Origin of the sequence: Bacillus cereus group sp. BfR-BA-01355 (genome assembly GCF_022663675.1) — a bacterium.
In the GTDB taxonomy this organism is placed as follows: Bacteria; Bacillota; Bacilli; order Bacillales; family Bacillaceae_G; genus Bacillus_A; species Bacillus_A thuringiensis_S.
Window position 1 is genome coordinate 1 of the sequence record NZ_JAKUFY010000096.1, and the last position, 21,051, is coordinate 21,051.

The following is a 21,051-nucleotide window of genomic DNA, read 5'->3' on the forward strand; positions in this document are numbered from 1 at the left end:
AACAAATGAATAAGCAGTATAAAATAAAAAGTTACCTTCCATCGGTAACTTTTATTCCTTATTTTGTACAGCTGGTAATATAATAATTGCTTCAGTGCCTTTTCCACTTTCACTCTTATATTCCAATGTACCATTATGCGCTTGTAAAATACTAAATGTTACCATAAGCCCTAATCCTGTCCCTTTTTCTTTTAAAGAATAATATGGTTGCCCCAGCCTTGCTAACTGTTCTTTCGTCATACCAACACCACTATCTTTAACTCTTATTATGATTGTTTCGTCTTTTTGAATGGCTGTTACTTTTAAATATCCTTTATTTCCTTGAATTGCTTCAATACCATTTTTAACAACATTCATAATAGCTTGCTTCAACTTTGTCTTATCACCAATCGTATAAAGACTTTCTGAAATTTCAACTTGTAAATATACACCTTGCATCGCTGCAAATGACGACATGAGAGTGGTCATTTCTATTAATTGGGCTGATAAACAAATGTGTTCTTTTTTCTCAATTTGCGGCCTTGCTAAATTCAAGTAATCTGAAATAATTTGTTCCGCCCGATCCAATTCAGCTAATACGAGGCGCATATAATCCTTATTCTTCACATCTTCCGTACTTTCTAACAATTGGATAAATCCACGAACAACAGTAAGTGGATTTCGAACTTCATGTGCCACACTTGCTGCTAACTCACTTACAATATTAAGCTTTTCTGATTTTTGCATCTCTGTACGCAGCAATGCATTTTCGTTTAAATATTCAGTTAAATACACCTGAAATACCATTGTCATGACCATGATAAGCGAGGCAAATATAAATCCGCTATATATTTGCGAAATATACGGTGTAAATCCTGTTTCCAAAAGAACATTAATCATGCCTAATACTAAAGAAACAAGCACATAAAATGATGAAATCATAAATGCTAAAATTAATTTCTTATCCCTTGAAAAAAGAGACCATTTCTTTGATAAAAACAGCGGAACTATCAATAGAAATATTACTTCTAAAACTGGAAGAAAGCTCATTCCCTTTAGTAACCATTCATATGCAACAAAAATAACCGCTGGGATTAAACCAACAATCCCACCATATAAAAAACCACTGACAATTGGAATGGGGTGAAAGTTATACCCACACACATTGCCAAAACAAATAGAGTATGTCATGGAGAGAACGAGCGTAACGCTAGATAAAAACATAATAAAGTAACGATTTGGCTTCGGAGGCATTTCTTGATAGCGATTTAAACGAATCGCTTCATATAAAAATAGTGGCAAAATTATGATGGCAATTTGAATCAATAAATCACGGATAAGCTCCATAACCTCTCATCCCCTATATGTATTTTGATATGATTATATCATTTTATAGGTGTATTTGTTTTAAAATTTTGATTTTTCTTAACATATTTGTTAATTCTTTGTTAACAACTCATCATAATTGTTACAGATTTTCGAAATGATTGTAAACCCTGTACCAAATTTCCTTCGTGCAGTATACAATGAATACGGATTACAAAGAAAATATAAAAATACTTTTTTAGACGGACAACTATAGCAAAATACAGCATATAATCCATACTATCTATGTTTACAAATAAGTGATCATTACTTTAGTAGGAGGAAGATAAATATGGCGGGTACTACGCTTGTTTTAAAAGAAGAAAATTTGGTTGTTCTAGAAAATGTTGAAAAATCAGTATATGAAGAATTACAGCATAAAGCAGGAGATGAAAATTGCACATGTGCTGTGAACGAATCAGTTGTTCACCTTGGCAAGGTATCCTCTGTACTCTGGAATGAAGATGAAATAGATTGGGAATACGGATATTAAAAAGTCGCTTATAGCGGCTTTTTTCTCTTTTCTCTCTCTTTCTAAATTACATATACAAAGCGCGATCATAGAAAATATGATAAAATGAACTTAATTTTCAAACGGAAGAAAGGGAGATACAATGGAACAATTCATTAACCCTAGAGTGAAGGACATCCAAATTTCTGGAATCCGTCAATTCTCTAACATGATTCAAAACTATGATAATTTGATTTCTTTAACAATCGGACAACCCGATTTCCCTACACCTTCTCTCGTAAAAGAAGCTGCAAAACGGGCTATTACAGAAAACTATACAAGCTATACACATAACGCTGGTTTACTAGAATTACGCAAGGCAGCTTGTAACTTCGTAAAAGATAACTACGATTTACATTACTCACCTGAAAACGAAACCATCGTTACAATCGGTGCTAGCGAAGCAATTGATGTTACATTTCGAACGATTTTAGAGCCAGGAACAGAAGTAATTTTACCTGCTCCTATTTATCCAGGTTACGAACCTATTATTCGATTATGCGGTGCAACACCTATTTTTGTAGATGTTCGTAAAACTGGATTCCGTTTAACAGCTGAAGCGCTTAAAAATGCTATTACAGAAAAAACAAGATGTATCGTACTACCGTATCCTTCTAACCCGACCGGTGTAACTTTATCAACAGAAGAACTAAAAGATATTGTAGATGTTTTAAAAGACAAAAATATTTTCGTCCTTTCAGATGAAATTTATAGCGAGCTGGTATATGAACAAAAGCACACATCTATCGCTCATTTCCCAGAAATGCGTGAAAAGACAATTGTCATTAACGGTTTATCTAAATCACATTCTATGACTGGCTGGCGTGTTGGACTTTTATTTGCACCAAGCTATTTAGCTGGACACATATTAAAAGTTCATCAATACAATGTAACGTGTGCTACTTCAATCGCTCAATACGCTGCAATTGAAGCATTAACAGCAGCTAAAGACGCACCCAAAATGATGCGCCACCAATATAAAAAACGCCGTGATTACGTATATAATAGACTCACTCAAATGGGATTAACAGTTGAAAAGCCAACAGGTGCATTTTACTTATTCCCATATGTTGGTCATTTGACATCTTCATCATTTGATTTTGCACTTGATCTTGTCAAAGAAGCTGGACTAGCTGTAGTTCCTGGAACAGCATTCTCTGAATACGGTGAAGGCTACCTTCGCTTGTCCTATGCGTATAGTATTGAAACTTTAAAAGAAGGCTGCGACCGATTAGAAGCCTTTCTAAAGAAAAAAGCTAAGAGTTAAACTCTTAGCTTTTTTATGCATAATGATCACAAGTTTGACGTTTTAGTAATTTATGAGGAATAATGATACACTTTGCAGTGGATTCTGCATTCTCTACTTTATCAACTAAAGCTTTTGCTCCCTCATATCCCAGCTGATAAATATTCACATCAACTGTCGAAAGTGGAGGGCTCGCAATTTCTGATAATAAAGCATTATTAAAGCTTACAATAGAAACATCCTTCGGTACAACGAATCCTTTTTTAGAAAGAGCACTTAACACACCAAGTCCAATTAAGTCATCCGTTGCCATAATTGCCGTCGGCGGTTGCTGCAGTCCCATTAATTCCTCAACCGCTTGTTGACCACTTTCCCTCGAAAAATCAAAATGTAAAATATATTCTTTTGGTAATACAATGTCTGCTAATTTCAAGGCATCACTCATACCAGCTAAACGATCTCTCGTTACAAGTAAATCTGAACCACCACCAATGAACGCGATTTGCTTATGCCCTAATGAAATTAAATATTCTGCCACTTCTCTTGCAGCTGTATAATTGTCATTATCTACATATGTAATTTCATCTTTTCGATCATATGGTTTTCCTATTAAAACAAACGGGAAATTTTGTTCATGTAAATATTGAATAATCCGATCATTCTCTCTTGAATATAAAAGAATAATGCCACCAATTTGGCGTCCCTGTACCATCTTTACGACACCATTAAAAATTTCTTCTTCCGTTTCACCTGTCGACATGTAAAGCGCATAACCTTCTACGTGTGCAAATGAACTAATCCCTCTTATAACTTCTGGGAAAAATGGATTTTGAAAAGCTTTACTTGCAGAACTTGGCATAACAAGACCAAGTGTTTTCGTCGTTTGGTTCGCAAGATTTCTCGCATTTAAATTAGGATGATACCCTAATTCACTCATTACTTTCCTAACACGGCGCTTTGTCTTTTCACTTATACTTGGATTATCAGCAATTACACGAGAAACTGTTGATGGTGCAACATTCGCTTGCTTCGCCACATCTTTAATTGTAACTGTCATAAAAATCCCCCTCCTCTCATTTCTCTGCCATTTTTCATATATTTTATCTCGCACTCATTGCAAGTCATAAACTTTTATTTCTTATATCTTGCAAAACTAATCCTATTCTCCCTCTTCATGTATTGTAAGGGATATAGCTATTTTTTCCTATACTATAATATACTATTTATTTGACATCTTTTCGCATGTGATGTCAAATCTCTTTTCATCTCCCTATAAAGTTATTTATAGGGAGATGAAAAGAAAAATGGGACGTAATGTCCCATTTTTCATCCTTTCGTACCTCCAGCTGTTAAACCGGAAACAAAATATTTTTGTAGTGATAGGAATAAAATTGAAATCGGGATCGCAATTAACACAGAACCCGCTGCAAACGTTGTAAATTCATTACCGAATTTCTTCGCAACCATTTCATATAATCCAACTGCCAAAGTATAATTTTCTGGTGTTCGCAAAATAATACTCGCTAAAATGAAATCTGTAAATGGACCAATGAAAGTAAATAACGCTACAACCGCTACGATTGGCTTTGCAAGTGGCATAATGATTTGCCAGAAAATACGGAAATGCCCTGCTCCATCCATTCGAGCTGATTCATCCAACTCTTTCGGAATCGTATCAAAATACCCTTTCATAAGCCATGTATTCATCGGAATTGCTCCGCCCACATAAATTAAAATTAATGCAAGATGTGTATCAAGTAATCCTGTTAACTGAGCTAATATATATAGTGCGATTAACGCTGCAAAATTCGGGATCATTTGCAAAATTAAAAATGTTAATAAACCATTCTTTCTTCCAACAAAACGATATCTCGAAAATGCATAAGCAGTAAAACTAATGGCTAGTACAGAGAAAATCATCGTCATTACGCTAACTTTCAAAGTATTTTTATACCAAAGTAAGTAATTACTTGAATCGAGATCAAGTAGCTTGCGATAATGATCTAATGTGGCATTTTTCGGAATAATACTTGACCCAGATAAACTATCCCCTGGATTAAACGATGAACCAATTATCCATAGTAATGGATAGAAAATAATCGCACACATTATGAAGATAACTAAATAACTTAATGAAAGACGTAGCATCTTTTGTCGTTTAATATTCATTTACATCATATCCTCTTCTTGGAATGATTTTGTTCTCTTAAATTGCCATAACGCAACTGTAATAACAATTAACGATAAAATCATTGTAAGAGCTGCTGCTTTGCCGTACTGAGCCGAAGTCATCGTTAACTTATAGATCCATGAAATTAAAATATCCGTTCCACCTGCATTTTGTCCAGACACAGCAGGTCCTCCGTTATTAAATAGATAAATAATACTAAAATTATTAAAGTTAAACGTATATTGCGTAATTAATATTGGCGCTGTTGCATATAACACAAGTGGCAATGTAATTTTGCGGAACTGTTGCCAAGCAGTTGCTCCATCTACTGTAGCCGCTTCATATAATTCTCCTGGAATCGATTGCAATATACCTGTTGTCATTGCAAAGACGAACGGGAAACCAAGCCATGTTTGAATCATAATTAAAGCAATCTTTGACCAAAACGGGTCTGTCATCCAAGCAATCTTTTCAATCCCGAATAAAGCTAATACTTGGTTATTAATTGCTCCAAATGTTTCATTAAACATACCAGCAAATACAAGAATAGATACGAATGCTGGAACAGCCCACGGTAAAATAAAGATTGTTCGAATAATTGCCTTACCTTTAATACCAGGCTGATTTACGATAATCGCTAAAAAAATACCAAGTGCAACTTGTAATGTTGTTGCAACGAATGTCCAAATGACAGTCCAAGAAAATACACTTAAAAATGTATCTCTCCACATCGGTAATGTGAAAATATCAATAAAGTTTTTAAAACCCACCCAATCTACTAATTTAGCTGGAGGAGAATGATATAAATCATAGTTTGTAAATCCAATTAAAATTACGAAGATGATTGGAAATACGACAACAAAGATAAGTAGTAGAAAACCTGGTGAAACCATTAAATAAGGAAAGCCTTGATCTAACAAATTACGGTATTGCTCTTTTACAGAATTTAACGGTGTTCCTATATCACGTTTCTTTCCATTTTGATATGCATCATATAAGTTAAATGCATATATGCCGAGCCCAAACGCGATAACGATAAGTGCCAAGATCCCTTCTACTAATAGAAAGACAGAATGGTCACGTGGAACTTCTGTACCGAGCGTTACAATGCCCCATAATCCCATATTTAATAAATCAGCAAAGGCTACAATAAATGAACCTGTTAATACTAGAAAAATAAGACCTTTTACAAATTGTTTATTATATATTTGGCCCATGCCCGGAATGATTGATAACACGGTTGCCATTTTCCTATGCTTTGAATGGTTTAACCCCTTTGCAGGTTCCATAGATGTTTGCATGTTCCTTCCCCCTTTTTTCTTCCCACATGGAAGGGAGAGAATTCGTGCCCCTCATATTAGAGTCACGAATTTCACCTTATTTTTTCTTACTATGATTTGCCTCAATATTACCTTTAATTTGTTTCACTGCACTATCAAGTGCGGATTTTGGTGCTTCTTTATCTGATACAACTAATTGAAGCGCATCCCCAGCTGGTTTCCAAACTTCCTGCATTTCTGGAATATTCGGCATTGGAATTCCATTTTCCGATTGCGTCGCAACCGCTTTTGCAGCCTCATTTTCTTTAATGATTGGATCTTCCATTACTGATTTTACTGGTGGAATTTCTTTCGTTTTCTCAAAGCGAATTTTAGCATTTTCTTCATTTGTAACCCACTCAGTAAATTTTGTAGCTAAATCATTTTGTTTAGAGAAGCTTGTTACATGCCATCCTTTTACACCAACGAACGTTTTCATCGGTTGACCATTTGGTAATTTCGGCATTGGAGCAACACCATAATCTATTCCAGCCTTTTCCATCGCTTGGAATGCCCATGGACCATTCATAATAGATGCTGCTTTTCCTTCATTAAACAATCCATCTGCAGCTGAACCACCAGATTCACCGATAATACCTTTCGGGAATAACTTTTCTTTGTACCATTTTTGAATATATTCAGCACCTTGTACCGCACCGCTATTATTTAATCCAATATCATTTGCATTTGGCTTTCCATCTTTTTCACCAAATACATAACCACCCATACCTGCCATAAATGCATTAGCGAAGTAGAAGTTATCTCCTAGTGCTAAAAATCCGTATTTTCCATCTTTCGTAAAGTCTTTTGAGAAGTTAAACAGTTCATCCATCGTTTCGGGTGCTTTTTGCATCATTTTTTTATTATAAATAAAGATTGGTGTTTCAATCGCTTTTGGTAAACCGTATATTTTTCCGTTATATGTTTGTGCTTCTATTGATAAATCTGTAAATTTACTTTTTACTGTATCATCTACTTTCACTTCTGAAAGTAGCCCTTCTGTTACCGCATTACCAATATGATCATGTGGCAATGTTACAACATCTGGCCCTGTGCCAGCTGGACCGTCGAGACGAAGTTTTTCTATTTGTTTCGTCATCTGAACCTCTTCAACTTTTACTTTCACATTATATTTCTTTTCAAAACTTTTCACCGCTGGCTCTAGACCCACACCTTTTTTCTCATCTTCCCAAACAAGAAGGTCATAGTCTTTTTTCGCTTTACTTTCCTCTTTTTTCCCTGAATCTTTCGGTCCACATGCAGATAACATACCAATAGATAATGCTGAAACCGTTAATAATGATAATGCTTTCTTCATCCCAAAAACCTCCCTAAATTGTCTATGTACCTCAGTAACTGAAAACGTTTGCATTTAATAGTTTAATTGAAGCGCAAACAATATCTCAAGTCTATGAAAACGTTTGCGTTATTTGTCTATCATTATACATTCTTTTATTCATTTTGCAAATATTAATTTAAAAATTATGTCATTATACTCTTTATACATTGACTTTATATGAAATGAATACTACTCTTATAAGCAATATTAAATCTACGAGAAAGGCAATCGTTTGCAATATAGGCTTTATTATTACACTTAAGGGAATACTATGTATAGAGATATTGAAGGGGGATTTTCTATATGTTTAAAGAAGCCATTTATCATAGGCCGAAAGATAATTATGCATACGCTTATGATGAACAAACAATTCACATCCGAGTACGTACTAAGAGAGATGATATTCAAAGCGCCGATCTTATTTACGGTGATCCTTACGAATGGAAAGACGGGAAATGGATATCATCAAGTACACCCATGAAAAAAACGGGTTCTACTGCATTATTTGATTATTGGTCCATTTCAATCGAACCCAAATTTAAGCGCTTACGTTATGGGTTTGAATTAAAATCTGAAACAGACACTCTTATTTATACAGAGCGAGGATTCTTTTCTAACATTCCAAATGATGATGTTGGTAACTTTTTCTGTTTTCCATTTATTCATGCAGATGATGTATTCAAAGCACCATCTTGGATTAAAGACACCATTTGGTATCAGATTTTCCCTGAACGATTCGCTAATGGCGATAGTACGCTGAATCCAGAAAACACTCTTCCCTGGGGAAGTACGAATCCAACTCCAACTAATTTTTTCGGTGGAGATTTTGCTGGTGTTATTCAAAACCTTGATTACCTTGTTAAGCTTGGCATTTCCGGAATATATTTCACACCTATTTTCAAAGCTCATTCAAACCATAAATATGACACAATTGACTATATGGAAATTGATCCACAATTTGGGACGAAAGAAACTTTCAAAGAGCTCGTTGAAGAATGTCATAAGCACGGTATAAAAGTAATGCTCGATGCTGTGTTTAATCATAGTGGATACTTTTTCGAGAAATTTCAAGACGTACTAGAGAACGGTGAGAAGTCCGCATATAAAGAGTGGTTCCACATTCATGAATTCCCAATTATAACCGAGCCACTTCCTAATTATGATACTTTCGCCTTTACACCGTATATGCCTAAATTAAATACAGCTCATCCAGATGTAAAAGAATACTTACTTGAAGTAGGACGTTATTGGGTACGAGAATTTAATATAGATGGCTGGCGCCTTGATGTCGCAAATGAAGTCGATCACAATTTTTGGAGAGAATTCCGAACTGAAATAAAGACATTAAATCCTGAAGTATATATTTTGGGAGAAATTTGGCACGATGCCCTTCCATGGCTACAAGGCGATCAATTTGATGCTGTCATGAGCTACCCTGTTACAAACGCTCTACTTTCTTACTTTGCTAACGATTCCATTAAAGCAAGTGAGTTCATGAAGCAAATTACAGAATCTCTACATTCCTACTCTATGAATGTAAATGAAGCAGCCTTTCATTTATTAGATAGCCATGATACTCCAAGAATTTTAACAACATGCAACGGAGATAAAAATAAGTTGAAATTGCTCTATGTATTCCATCTTTCTTTCATCGGTTCTCCATGCATTTATTACGGAGATGAAATCGGCATGGATGGTGGTATGGACCCCGATTGCCGTAAATGTATGATTTGGGATACTAAAGAACAAGATCATGCATTATTTACACATATACAAACATTGATTTCATTACGAAAACAACATGAAGCTTTTGGAGGACATGGTACTTTTCAATTCATCGAAGCAAATGATGAACATAATTATATTTCTTATACGAAAACATATGAGGATGAAACTATCTTTTTCGTTTTAAACCCTACTAATAGTGAAGTTACAGTTCCACTCCCTCTTCATGTTACTGGTAAGAAAATAATTAACATTTATACAAATGAAGAATTTTCAGCGGAAGCAAGTGTATTACAAGTTACACTTCCTCCATATGGATTCTCCATATTAAAATGGTAATCCAAAAAATCCTTATGCCAAGGTGGCATAAGGATTTTTCTTATTTCAATTTGAATACTATCGCTTCATACGGACGTAATGTAATGTTATCTATCGATCCGATTTCTACATCGTAATTGTGTATAAATAATTCTGATTCACTATAACTAATATCCTCAGGCATTTCAAATACACTTTCATCCGCAGTAAAGTTTGCAATAACAAGTAGTTTTTCGTCTCCATATGTTCTTACATAAGCAAAAACAGAAGGATTATTCTCTAATATTAAATCATATGATCCATATACAACTATTTCATTATTTTTGCGTAGCTCAATTAATTTCTTATAGTAATAAAAAATTGAACCTTCATCTTGGATTGCTTGTTTCACATTAATCTCTTTATAGTTAGGATTTACAGTAATCCAAGGTTCACCTGTTGTAAATCCAGCGTGATTCTGATCATCCCACTGCATCGGAGTTCTAGCATTATCACGACCCTTTATATAAATAGACTCCATTACTTTTTCTATATCTTCACCATGGTCTATCACTTTTTCTTTATACATATTTAACGTTTCAATATCTCGATATTCATCAATTGATTGGAATCGAACGTTCGTCATTCCGATTTCTTCACCTTGATAAATATATGGCGTTCCCTTCATCATATGAAGAACTGTCGCTAACATTTTTGCTGATTCAATGCGATACATTCCATCGTTACCAAAACGAGATACAACGCGAGGCTGATCATGGTTATTCCAATAAAGGCTATTCCATCCGGTATGCTCTAATGCTTTTTGCCACTTTGTCAAATTCTCTTTTAAAGTAAGAAGTGAGCATGGTTTTACATCCCACTTTCCACCTTCTCCTGAATCTAAATCCATATGTTCAAATTGGAATACCATTTGCAACTCTTTTCGTTCTTCTCCAGTATACAATTTGGCTTCTTCTGTCGTTACACCTGGCATCTCACCAACCGTCATAATATCATAATGCGATAATACTTCCTCATTCATTTCATGCAAATATTTATGAATGTTTGGACCGTTCATAAAATGTTTATGACCTGAAACATAGCCATCTTCATCTGTTTCAACAGTTGGTAATCCTTCTTCTTTAGAAATAAAATTGATCACATCCATGCGGAATCCATCAATTCCTTTTTCTAACCAAAACTTCATCATCTCATAAACATCTTGTCTTACCTTTTCATTATCCCAGTTTAAATCCGGCTGTTTTTTAGAAAACAGATGTAAATAATATTCATCCGTCATTTCATCGTACTTCCATGCAGACCCACTAAAAGCAGCTCCCCAGTTGTTCGGTTCTTTCCCTTCTTTTCCAGGACGCCATATATAGTAATCTCTATATTTATTATCTTTTGATTTACGTGATTCAATAAACCACTTATGTTCATCAGATGTATGATTAACAACTAAATCCATCATCAATTTCATATTACGTTCATGCATTTCATGTAATAGCTCATCCCAATCTTCCATTGTTCCGAACTCGTTCATAATCTTACAATAATCGCTTATATCATAACCATTATCATCATTTGGAGATTCATAGACTGGTGATAACCAAATCACATCAATCCCTAACTCTTTTAAATAATCTAGCTTTGAAATAATCCCTTGAAGATCTCCTATACCATCACCGTTACTATCCATAAAGCTACGAGGATAAATTTGATATACTACGCTTTCTTTCCACCATTGTTTTTCCATTATGCTACCCCATTTCATTCATAATTTATTTTTCTCTTTTTTAAGGCGCAAACGTTTTCATTAATGAATGATAACAGATTCTATCTCAATTTAAAATAGCGCTTACAATTTTTATTGTTCTTTTTCTAAGAAAACATACGAAAATTACTAATAACTCTTCAATAAATGAAAACGTTTTATTTTTTTATTTATTTTTTGAATCTATTCGTTTATAATGAACTCAAAGAAAACGTTTGCATAATTATTTCTAGGGGGAAATACCATGGCAGAACTTAAATTAGAAAATATTTATAAGATATATGATAATAACGTAACAGCTGTAACCGATTTTAATTTACACATTCAAGATAAAGAATTTATCGTATTTGTCGGTCCTTCTGGATGCGGAAAATCTACAACATTACGAATGGTAGCTGGACTCGAAGATATTTCAAAAGGCGAGTTTTCAATTGATGGTAAACTAATGAATGATGTTCCTCCAAAAGATCGAGATATCGCAATGGTCTTCCAAAACTACGCTCTTTATCCACATATGAGTGTATATGATAATATGGCATTTGGATTAAAACTTCGAAAAATACCAAAAGATGAAATCGATCGTCGTGTGAAAGATGCAGCAAAAATTTTAGGGCTTGAACAATATTTAGATAGAAAACCGAAAGCATTATCAGGTGGACAACGCCAACGTGTTGCGTTAGGTAGAGCAATCGTTCGAGATGCAAAAGTTTTCTTAATGGATGAACCATTATCAAACTTAGATGCTAAACTCCGTGTTGCAATGCGCTCAGAAATTTCTAAGCTACATCATCGCCTTGGAACAACAACAATTTATGTAACACATGACCAAACAGAAGCAATGACTATGGCTTCGCGTCTTGTCGTTATGAAGGATGGAAAGATTCAACAAATTGGAACTCCAAAAGAAGTATATGAAACACCAGAAAACATTTTCGTGGGTGGATTTATCGGGTCACCAGCGATGAACTTCTTTCGTGGTAAATTGACTGAAACCGATTTCGTTATAGACAATACCATAAAAATCAAAGTATCTGAAGGAAAAATGAAGATGCTACGTGAACAAGGCTATGTAAATAAGGAAATTGTTTTAGGTATTCGCCCGGAGGACATTCATGATGAACTACTATTTTTAGAAGCTTCACAATCTACTACTTTCACAACAAAAATTGAAGTTGCTGAATTGTTAGGTGCTGAATCTATTTTATATATGAAACTTGGAAATCAAGATTTTGCAGCACGTGTTGATGCACGACATATATTCTCACCTGGAGATCAAATTAAATTGGCATTTGATTTAAATAAAGCGCATTTCTTTGACAGCCAAACAGAACAACGTATTCGCTAAAGAAATTTCCTTCTATATAACATACAAAAAAACCGTCCACATATATTGAGGGCGGTTTTCATTATTATACTAGGGCTTCTACTGTATGAAATGATTGTCCTTTCGTGCTAATAATACCGAAAATCGGTAAATCACTAAGCACCACTTCTTCTTGCTGTTTCATAAAAGATGACGTTAATTGTTTTATCTCTATCCAAACGTCATTAATACAAAGTACATTGGAATCGTTCTCTTGTTGGCGAGAAAAAATAGAATCTATTTTATATAAACCACCATTTTGAAAAAGCATATCAATGCGACTGAATGCATTCAAAGTAATGCTAATAACGCGTTGCCAATCTCCTTGCTTTCCCATATCATAGGATACAAAAAGTGCCTCTCCGCCTAGATTCATAATTTCCTCCACTGTTGCTTGTCCACTCTCTTGATCAATGTCCGTCACAATAACTTTTGCGCCTTGTTTAGCAACAAAAGAGCTGTATTACGTCCAATACCGATGCCACCGCCAGTTACGATAGCAACTTTTCCTGCAAGCTTCATTTTCATTACCCCTTCTATAAGTCTTACCGTCATTCAGTATACTCCTTTATAAGATTAATCTGCAAGCAAGAAAAATTGCTCATTCATTTGTAAGCGATTACTTTTTTACTCCTTCTTTTTCCCTACTATTACGCTGATCGAAAACTAAACCGATGAAAATTAAAATCCCCCAAAAGATTACACTACCTCCAGTCATTTCAATTTCCCCCTTATTATATAAAGATATTATTTTAATCATTATAACATTTTCTTAATTTTCAATCTATTAAAACCCAAAATGATATTATTACATAAATTGTAGTATAACAAAAAAGACCTTCTTATTTTATGTATAAAAAGGTCTTTTTTCATTATACAAGACTTATTACTTTCGTCTTTGTAATTAAGTCCTGAAAACCGCAATTGTCTTTGCGGAACAACATCATATATACGTTACATATTAATGGAATTCCTAATAGCAATACGTTCGGCAATAACAATACAAAAAATCTTATAATTAATGTTTGCAACGTTAGCTTTTCACTCTTCAATGAAATTAATTTTATTCTCGTTACCTTTTTGCCAAGTGTAACACCGTTCCAAATAAAGGGTAACACAATAAAATATATCGCCATTAATATGAAAACTACTGCGAAATCATATCTAAAATCACCTAAACTTATATTAAAGCGCTTAAACATAGCACTATAGTTTCCGGTCATAATAGCTACTACTGCACCATACATAACCGAGATTAAAAACATGTCAATTAGGGAAGCACCTATGCGATTCATTACAAGCGCTGGACGATGCATCTTTAACTTCATTTTATGTCGACTCCTTCATATCCTTCTTTACCCGTCTCATCGTACCACTTCTAAAAAACATTGTAAACTAGCGTTTCTCTTACTTTTCTTGTACAATTTGTTACAATAGCATTATAAAGGAGGTTCCCATATTGAAAAAATGGATAATCCTATTCGTCGCCTTCCTATTAACTGGTTGTACAGGAAACACAAGTCACTTAACTTATACGGTTAACGATGAATACGAGCTCATACGTACTTCTGGAAATGCATTTGAACTTTTCCCCTCGCAAGATGCTGTATATGCCACACAATACATCCCTGCAAAAATTACAGACATTGCTTGGGATGATAAATACATTATTGCAAAACAAACTGAGGAAAAATCAGATCCAAATAACCCTGACGCAGCAATTGCAAATAAAAAAAGTGAACATTATTGGATTATTGACGTAAAGCACAATAAACGTTTCGGTCCCTATAATGAAAAGCAATTTAATAAACAAAAAGATGCGTTTAAAATTAAGGTACCTTTTCAAAATGTAGATTCATACATAAAAGAAATAAAAAAACAGTCAGCATAATCTTTTGAGTGCTGACTGTTTTGTCTTACATTATTTTAAAAACACATTACTCCGAAAGTGAGATATTAAACGTTTGTGGCTCTTTTACAACATCTTGTGTTTCTGAATCTCCTGCAAGTAAATCATCAGTTATAAACTGAATATCCTTTACCTTGTCTTTTCCATCGTCAAGTATTAAACCAATAATCCCATCTCTTGTTTCACCAGGCTTATAGTCTTCTCTTGATACATTTTTTGTACCAACTAACGTATCTTCGTCATATAAAAAGTTTTGAGTCGCTACTTTAAAATGTTGCTTACCATTAATTATAACATCATTCATAGAGAAAAATTGCATATTTTTATTTCCGCTATTCTCCACTTTATATGTAATCTCAACGTAACGAATTGTATTACTAATCTCTGTTCCACTTAGCGATGCATATAATTCTGCATCTTCTTGGCTTACTTTATCCCCTAATCTACGTTTTACTTCTTCAGGAGTTAGTGCCGTGTATACTTTCAATGTATTTTTTGCCTTTTCACTCATCTGTGATAAAGAGATTACTTTCACATCTTGTACGTGAATTTTCATTGGCGCTACTTCAAATGTTTGATTCACAGAATGCATCTGCTCTAACATGAAAGTACCCCAGCCTGTTTCTTTCACTTTTTGTCCTACTTTTTTCAGCTCACGCCCACCATATTCCTTTGTTTCAGGAATAGATTCTTTCTTCTTCGGTTCAGCTTTCTTTTCTTCTTGATGGAAGCAACCACTTAACATAAGAAGAAAACTACATAAAACAAAAATACTTTTCCATGCTTTCATCATTTCATTTCTCCTAACGCTATCATTCATGAATATAAAATTAGTCCCTTGCTTTGTAAACTATAGAAACAATGAAAAGTCCACAAAATGAACTTGTCAGTCCAGATACTATTATACCTCCAATTTGGAAAATATGAAAATAGGGATCTAGGAACACATACACGATAAATATAATAGTTGCCACAACAATTACTGAAATCCAATACTTTCTTTTTTCCGAAGCTAAAATAAAGTCTTTACCCATTTCATTTCTATGCTTCCATAAAACGTATGCTAATAATAGAAAACCAATACATGTACTTCCATGTTGCATATATTTATAAACAGAGATACCGTACCATTCTCTTTGCAATAATGGTATTTTCATAACAAAATAGCCTGTCTTATGAGTGAATGCATCCCAAACAACATGCGTTAACATACCGAATAATGCTGAATAACAAAATACAAAAAGATCCTTCCATGTATGAAGACCCCACCCCTTGTCTACTGCATATGTATAGTAGCCAGCAAATGGCTTAGGTAAATGTGTTATAAAAGACTTTTTTAAAATGTAATGATATATGTATGCTAATAAGAAGACAAGTGGTAAATTTAAATATAAGAACCCCAGCCACGTATGCCCAATTACACCATACGGTCTAAAGTGTAAGAAATATTCAAAGTCAGGCGACATACTACCTAATATAAGAGCCGTTACTGAAATATGTTTAGAATGCTTTTTCGTAAAAGGGAGAACTGCTACTGGATGTGCAAATGTAAACGGCATACTTTAACTCCTTCTCACATTTTCAATAGAATACCATCTATCATAACGAGAGAATGGAACTTCATGCAATATTTATTTTCACATTGGAATATGATAGTTTAAATGATATAATCCACATAAATATTCAGAAAACAAGAAGGGATTCAGGTGTTATTAACACTTGTATTTGCTGCCTTTTTAGATTCAAAATCCGTTATGAATTGAGGTTTATATATTGATTGACGTACCCTTTTTACAAAATGTCACATTAAAAAAAGAAAATATCCCTAGTTTTTCCGCATATCCTTACTGCTTACCCGCTATCCGAACATTACAATCACTAGCTTTCCATCCAAATGTAACATTCATTATTGGAGAAAACGGAACGGGTAAATCAACATTACTTGAAGGAATTGCAATTGCGTTAGGTTTTAATGCAGAAGGTGGAACGAAGAATTTCCGCTTTAGCACAAACGATTCACATTCATCTTTACATGAATACCTTCGAATTTCAAAAAGTTTCAATACACCAAACGACGGTTTCTTTCTTCGCGCTGAATCATTTTATAACGTTGCTTCTTATATTGATGAAATAGATGCTATAAAATCTTACGGCGGCGTTTCACTACACGAACAATCACACGGTGAATCATTCTTTTCCTTATTTATGAATCGTTTTTCAGGACAAGGTTTATACATTTTAGATGAGCCTGAGGCAGCTCTATCACCGATGAGACAACTTTCCATGCTCATTCGAATGCACGAACTAGCTGAACAAGGTTCACAATTTGTTATTGCGACGCATTCTCCTATTTTAATGGCTTACCCTGAATCTACTATATACTCTTTAACACAAGAGGGGATTCACGAATCCACATTAGAAGAAACCGAGCATTATCAAACGACGAAACTTTTCTTTGAAAATCGCGATCGATTATTCCATCATCTATTTGAGTCATAAAAAAAGAAGCAGCAATAGCTGCTTCTTTTTTATAGTGCTTCTATAAATAAGGCAACCCCGATACCGCCACCAACGCATAAAGAGGCAATTCCTTTTTCTAAACCACGTCTTTTTAATTCGTGAATTAAACTTACTGTAATACGAGCCCCTGTACAACCAATTGGATGCCCAAGTCCTACGCCACTACCGTTTACGTTCACTTTTTCACGGTCTAAGCCTAACTCTTTCTCTACAGCTAAATATTGAGCCGCGAAAGCTTCATTAATTTCCAGTAAATCTGCATCTTCTAATGACCAATCTACTTTCTCTAATCCTTTTCGGATTGCTGGTGCTGGTCCAATACCCATAATTTTCGGGTCTACTCCAGCTACTGAATATCCAACAATTCTAGCTAACGGTTGTAAGCCTTTTTCTTTTGCTTTTTCTTCGCTCATTAATACTAGAACTGCACTTCCGTCATTCAGGCCAGATGCATTACCTGCAGTTACAGACCCATCTTTACGGAATGCTGGTTTTAACCCTGCTAATTTTTCCGCTGTAATATCTGCACGTGGATGCTCATCCTTCGAAAATACTACTTCTTTTCTACGTTCTTTTATTGTAATAGGAACAATTTGATCGTCAAAGTGTCCAGACTCGATTGCCTTTAGTGCCAATGTATGACTGCGAAGAGCAACTTCATCTTGTTCCTCTCTTGTAATTTCATATTGTTCAACTAAATTTTCCGCTGTTTCACCCATCATAATATGGTGAATCGGATCTTCTAACACTTCCCACACCGTATCACGAATTTCTCCGTGCTGTAGACGTTGTCCCCAGCGGTGCTGTTTCAATGCATAAGGGCTCGAACTCATCGCTTCTACTCCACCTGCAACAACAACATCACTTACACCTAATTGGATTTGCATTGCAGCTGACATAATTGCTTGCATACCTGAAGAACATTGACGTTGGATTGTATATCCCGTAACTGTGTCAGGAAATCCTGCCGCTAATGCAGCTGTTCTCGCCGTATTTGCTTCATCAGTTCTTTGAATACAATGACCTAAAATTACTTCATCAACTTCATGTGGTTCTACCCCGCCTCGTTTTACAGCTTCCTGAAGTACAGGAACAGCTAATTCTACTGGCGTTACATTTTTTAGCGCTCCTCCAAAAGTTCCAATTGGCGAACGAACTGCAGCTGTAATAACAACATTATGCATTTTGTACTTGCCCCTCTCTTATGTACCCTAGTAAGTTTTTAGGTGAAATTCCATAAGATGTATATCTATAACTATCATACTATAAACATACTAAAAAATCAAAATATTTCATATAATAAAAATAGAAGGAATTAACCTTCTATTCTGTCAGTGCATATAAAAACTTTTGCAAAATTTTCTCTGTCGTTTCATTCAATTTTGGCAACTTATCTACTGGAAAATATTGAAGTTTCAACCCTTCATGATCGAGCTTTAATTCCCCGCTCACATGATGTGCCTGATACAGATGAATGACATTGAAAATTTCATCGCCATTCGGATAACGGAAATATACTTCTTTTCCTGATAGAACACCAAGAAATTGCATTATTTTTGCAGTTAACCCCGTTTCCTCAAATAACTCTCTACGTGCCGTTTCTTCTGTCGTTTCACCTAGTTCCATCGCCCCGCCAGGTACACCCCAATCATATGTATCTGAACGATATTGAAGCAATACTTCTTGTTTATCATTTAATATAATGATTGCTGATCCTACGAGAATAAGCGGTCTTGTACCAACGACTTTTCGTAACTCTTCAATATACCCCATATGTAAATTCCCCTTTCCCTAACCTCCCTTATCATAACAAAATTTCTCTCTTTTTGTTCATGTAATTTTAAAGAAAAAAAGGAAGCTTTCGCCTCCGTTTTTTCATCTTTATTTCTTAAAACTTTCATATTTTACAGCTTCAAAAGCTTCCTCAATTTCATCATTACGATAATGGACATATGTAAAACGACCCAATTCTACTAATCTTGCTATTTCCTGTAACGCTTTATGCTGCTCATATGTTTCTTTCAGCTTAATATGTACATAAAACTTCATTAAAGGATGTTCATATAAAGGTTCTCCCACCTCTACATATACATCTTCAACCCCTTGTACAACTCTTACATAACTCGCAAATTGATAAAGTGCTTCTCTGTCTGAAACGATTTTTAATGTATACATATATTCTCCCCCTTTCCTTTACTATATCAAAAAGACGACCATACCATGTTATAGAACTATGAAATTTTTTCGACTTGTCATCTATATATTCAATAAAGAAGGCGTTTATCCATACATGACATCTTTTCCCCACATATATTATAGGAAGAACTTTTTTCATTTGAGGTGTTCCTTATGGATCCATACGTCAATATATGTATTTGCATTACTCCCGGCGCCGATATTTCTGATGACCGCATCGCAAAAGATTTAGCTGTTGCAGAATCAATTTGGCACCCCATTACATTTCAAATTCAAGAAGTAATTGTATTAAATGAACTTTTCCGTTTTTTTGACCGTGAAATCAGTTATAAAAATTCCATTCAAAGTCAAGAAAAGTTGGCATCCTTTTTCCAAACATGTGTAAATGAAGCTCCTGAATGCGACCTTTATATTTGTTATATTGGCAGTGATTATTTCAAAGAAACAGCAGTAATTGCCTGCGCTTATTCTTTAGCAAAACAACAGCAACTTACTGGCTATATCGTTTTAACAAATTCGGCTGCCCCTATGAAAAATATATATACGCTCGCTCACGAAATCGGTCATATTTTATTTACAAGACGTATTCATGGAAAACTTACTCATGCAGATCCTCATTCTCCAACCGGCTCGGAGCACCACCCTTCTCCAACAAATCTTATGTATCCGATAGTCCCTCGTCCAGAAAACGTTCATATTCACTCCTTATTAACAACAGAACAAAAAGCGCTCTCTTTACAAAGCTCTTTACTACAAAGAAAAAAACAGTAACCCTCATGTTACTGTTTAAAACAACTTGTTCCAATCAACAAACAAAATCCCGGCTGCTAGAAATAAAAATAGACAACTAAATGTAAATGTAATCCCTCTAAAAATCCCTATATAATATTTCTTTGGAAATAATTTTTTGCATATCCAGAGCAGCCCTTTTCCAATTAAACCGAAGAACAAAATATAACCTGATGTGTCATCTAGTAAAGTATCGAAATAGTCATCATGTACCTTTTTCGAAAAGGTAGTATATAGCCCGAAAATCGTTAAACCTAAAAATACAATAGACAATATACCTAGAAATATACTTTGCATATTTGTTCTCCTCTCAATAAAATATTCCGTTCGCTCAATATTAGTAACAAACTAGTTTACAGTTTTTTGCTCTTCATTTTTTAAAGACCATCTCATTAATACATATAAACTTCCGTACAGAAGTAAAGGCTCTAGTATTCCCCAATATGGGTTTTGCTTTCCTAATTCTTTAAATACAAACATAATTAATAGTGGTATGATAACAACTAACATTCCAATCCATCCAAGTATGTACGCTTCCCCAATTAA

General features: G+C 34.6%; 21 protein-coding genes and 2 pseudogenes. 7 read left to right on the forward strand and 16 right to left on the reverse strand.

Translation table 11 applies throughout. The features are described 5' to 3' along the window. Positions 1-51 precede the first annotated feature (51 nt). Positions 52-1,326 carry a sporulation sensor histidine kinase KinB gene (kinB, locus tag MR167_RS24030; protein ID WP_000420369.1) on the reverse strand — a complete coding sequence of 425 codons (1,275 nt, stop codon included), beginning with the start codon at positions 1,324-1,326 and terminating at the stop codon, positions 52-54. Between the two features lie 310 nt (positions 1,327-1,636). Here kinB and MR167_RS24035 point away from each other — a divergent pair, with 310 nt between their 5' ends. Both MR167_RS24035 and MR167_RS24040 read left to right on the forward strand, forming a co-directional pair. Further along, positions 1,637-1,837: a hypothetical protein gene (locus MR167_RS24035; RefSeq protein ID WP_000929277.1), complete on the forward strand. Its 201-nt coding sequence runs from the start codon at positions 1,637-1,639 to the stop codon at positions 1,835-1,837. Between the two features lie 121 nt (positions 1,838-1,958). Then, positions 1,959-3,122: an aminotransferase A gene (locus MR167_RS24040; RefSeq protein ID WP_000434586.1), complete on the forward strand. Its 1,164-nt coding sequence runs from the start codon at positions 1,959-1,961 to the stop codon at positions 3,120-3,122. Between the two features lie 13 nt (positions 3,123-3,135). Here the strand turns inward: MR167_RS24040 and malR are convergent, their stop codons facing one another. The 4 genes from malR to MR167_RS24060 form a co-directional block, all read right to left on the reverse strand. Beyond that, complete coding sequence (gene malR, locus MR167_RS24045) at positions 3,136-4,158, reverse strand: maltose operon transcriptional repressor MalR (RefSeq protein WP_000219054.1); 1,023 nt, start codon at positions 4,156-4,158, stop codon at positions 3,136-3,138. A 269-nt stretch (positions 4,159-4,427) separates the two neighbouring features. Then, on the reverse strand, positions 4,428-5,270 hold the full coding sequence (gene malD, locus MR167_RS24050) for a maltosaccharide ABC transporter permease MalD (RefSeq protein ID WP_001022600.1): 843 nt from the start codon (positions 5,268-5,270) through the stop codon (positions 4,428-4,430). Further along, the gene (gene malC, locus MR167_RS24055) at positions 5,271-6,572 is read right to left on the reverse strand and encodes a maltosaccharide ABC transporter permease MalC (RefSeq protein ID WP_001194983.1); all 1,302 of its coding nucleotides are present in this window, start codon (positions 6,570-6,572) and stop codon (positions 5,271-5,273) included. 76 nt (positions 6,573-6,648) lie between these two features. Further along, complete coding sequence (locus MR167_RS24060; protein ID WP_000709931.1) at positions 6,649-7,908, reverse strand: extracellular solute-binding protein; 1,260 nt, start codon at positions 7,906-7,908, stop codon at positions 6,649-6,651. A gap of 324 nt (positions 7,909-8,232) precedes the next feature. Between MR167_RS24060 and MR167_RS24065 the strand changes: the two genes are divergently transcribed. After that, positions 8,233-9,993, forward strand: coding sequence for an alpha-glycosidase (locus tag MR167_RS24065; protein ID WP_242315665.1), 1,761 nt, complete (start codon positions 8,233-8,235; stop codon positions 9,991-9,993). 40 nt (positions 9,994-10,033) lie between these two features. Here MR167_RS24065 and malL read toward each other — a convergent pair whose 3' ends face one another. Then, positions 10,034-11,710, reverse strand: a complete 1,677-nt coding sequence (malL, locus tag MR167_RS24070; RefSeq protein WP_000415168.1) for an oligo-1,6-glucosidase — start codon at positions 11,708-11,710, stop codon at positions 10,034-10,036. 262 nt (positions 11,711-11,972) lie between these two features. Between malL and MR167_RS24075 the strand changes: the two genes are divergently transcribed. Next, entirely contained in the window at positions 11,973-13,073 is a 1,101-nt protein-coding gene (locus MR167_RS24075; RefSeq protein ID WP_000818934.1) for an ABC transporter ATP-binding protein, read from the forward strand. 64 nt (positions 13,074-13,137) lie between these two features. On the opposite strand, the pseudogene MR167_RS24080 reads toward MR167_RS24075, so the two are convergent. The 3 genes and pseudogenes from MR167_RS24080 to MR167_RS24090 all read right to left on the reverse strand — a co-directional run bounded on the left by MR167_RS24080 (position 13,138) and on the right by MR167_RS24090 (position 14,419). Next, positions 13,138-13,646 (reverse strand): annotated as a pseudogene (locus MR167_RS24080) (SDR family NAD(P)-dependent oxidoreductase). A gap of 64 nt (positions 13,647-13,710) precedes the next feature. Further along, positions 13,711-13,809 (reverse strand): flagellar motor protein, encoded by a 99-nt coding sequence (locus tag MR167_RS24085; protein WP_242315667.1) that lies wholly within the window; start codon positions 13,807-13,809, stop codon positions 13,711-13,713. A 154-nt stretch (positions 13,810-13,963) separates the two neighbouring features. Then, the gene (locus tag MR167_RS24090; RefSeq protein WP_000769078.1) at positions 13,964-14,419 is read right to left on the reverse strand and encodes an RDD family protein; all 456 of its coding nucleotides are present in this window, start codon (positions 14,417-14,419) and stop codon (positions 13,964-13,966) included. Between the two features lie 131 nt (positions 14,420-14,550). Between MR167_RS24090 and MR167_RS24095 the strand changes: the two genes are divergently transcribed. Further along, positions 14,551-14,982, forward strand: coding sequence for a DUF3997 domain-containing protein (locus tag MR167_RS24095; RefSeq protein ID WP_000758794.1), 432 nt, complete (start codon positions 14,551-14,553; stop codon positions 14,980-14,982). 46 nt (positions 14,983-15,028) lie between these two features. Here MR167_RS24095 and MR167_RS24100 read toward each other — a convergent pair whose 3' ends face one another. Together MR167_RS24100 and MR167_RS24105 are read right to left on the reverse strand one after the other, a co-directional pair. Then, positions 15,029-15,793, reverse strand: coding sequence for a hypothetical protein (locus tag MR167_RS24100; RefSeq protein WP_000973902.1), 765 nt, complete (start codon positions 15,791-15,793; stop codon positions 15,029-15,031). A gap of 37 nt (positions 15,794-15,830) precedes the next feature. Further along, complete coding sequence (locus MR167_RS24105; protein ID WP_001116898.1) at positions 15,831-16,559, reverse strand: DUF4184 family protein; 729 nt, start codon at positions 16,557-16,559, stop codon at positions 15,831-15,833. A gap of 214 nt (positions 16,560-16,773) precedes the next feature. Here MR167_RS24105 and MR167_RS24110 point away from each other — a divergent pair, with 214 nt between their 5' ends. Continuing rightward, the gene (locus tag MR167_RS24110) at positions 16,774-17,499 is read left to right on the forward strand and encodes an AAA family ATPase (RefSeq protein WP_000568001.1); all 726 of its coding nucleotides are present in this window, start codon (positions 16,774-16,776) and stop codon (positions 17,497-17,499) included. Positions 17,500-17,528: 29 nt separating this feature from the next. On the opposite strand, the gene MR167_RS24115 is transcribed toward MR167_RS24110, so the two are convergent. From MR167_RS24115 to MR167_RS24125, 3 genes are all read right to left on the reverse strand, one after another. Then, the gene (locus MR167_RS24115) at positions 17,529-18,704 is read right to left on the reverse strand and encodes an acetyl-CoA C-acetyltransferase (RefSeq protein WP_000552075.1); all 1,176 of its coding nucleotides are present in this window, start codon (positions 18,702-18,704) and stop codon (positions 17,529-17,531) included. A gap of 139 nt (positions 18,705-18,843) precedes the next feature. Further along, on the reverse strand, positions 18,844-19,293 hold the full coding sequence (locus MR167_RS24120; protein ID WP_002005651.1) for an NUDIX hydrolase: 450 nt from the start codon (positions 19,291-19,293) through the stop codon (positions 18,844-18,846). Positions 19,294-19,401: 108 nt separating this feature from the next. Then, on the reverse strand, positions 19,402-19,695 hold the full coding sequence (locus tag MR167_RS24125; protein ID WP_000288330.1) for a DUF3928 family protein: 294 nt from the start codon (positions 19,693-19,695) through the stop codon (positions 19,402-19,404). Between the two features lie 174 nt (positions 19,696-19,869). Here MR167_RS24125 and MR167_RS24130 point away from each other — a divergent pair, with 174 nt between their 5' ends. After that, complete coding sequence (locus tag MR167_RS24130) at positions 19,870-20,487, forward strand: ImmA/IrrE family metallo-endopeptidase (RefSeq protein WP_000371606.1); 618 nt, start codon at positions 19,870-19,872, stop codon at positions 20,485-20,487. 15 nt (positions 20,488-20,502) lie between these two features. On the opposite strand, the gene MR167_RS24135 is transcribed toward MR167_RS24130, so the two are convergent. Beyond that, complete coding sequence (locus MR167_RS24135) at positions 20,503-20,802, reverse strand: DNA-binding protein (RefSeq protein ID WP_242315669.1); 300 nt, start codon at positions 20,800-20,802, stop codon at positions 20,503-20,505. Positions 20,803-20,853: 51 nt separating this feature from the next. Further along, a pseudogene (locus MR167_RS24140) lies at positions 20,854-21,051 on the reverse strand (hypothetical protein); the annotation flags it as partial.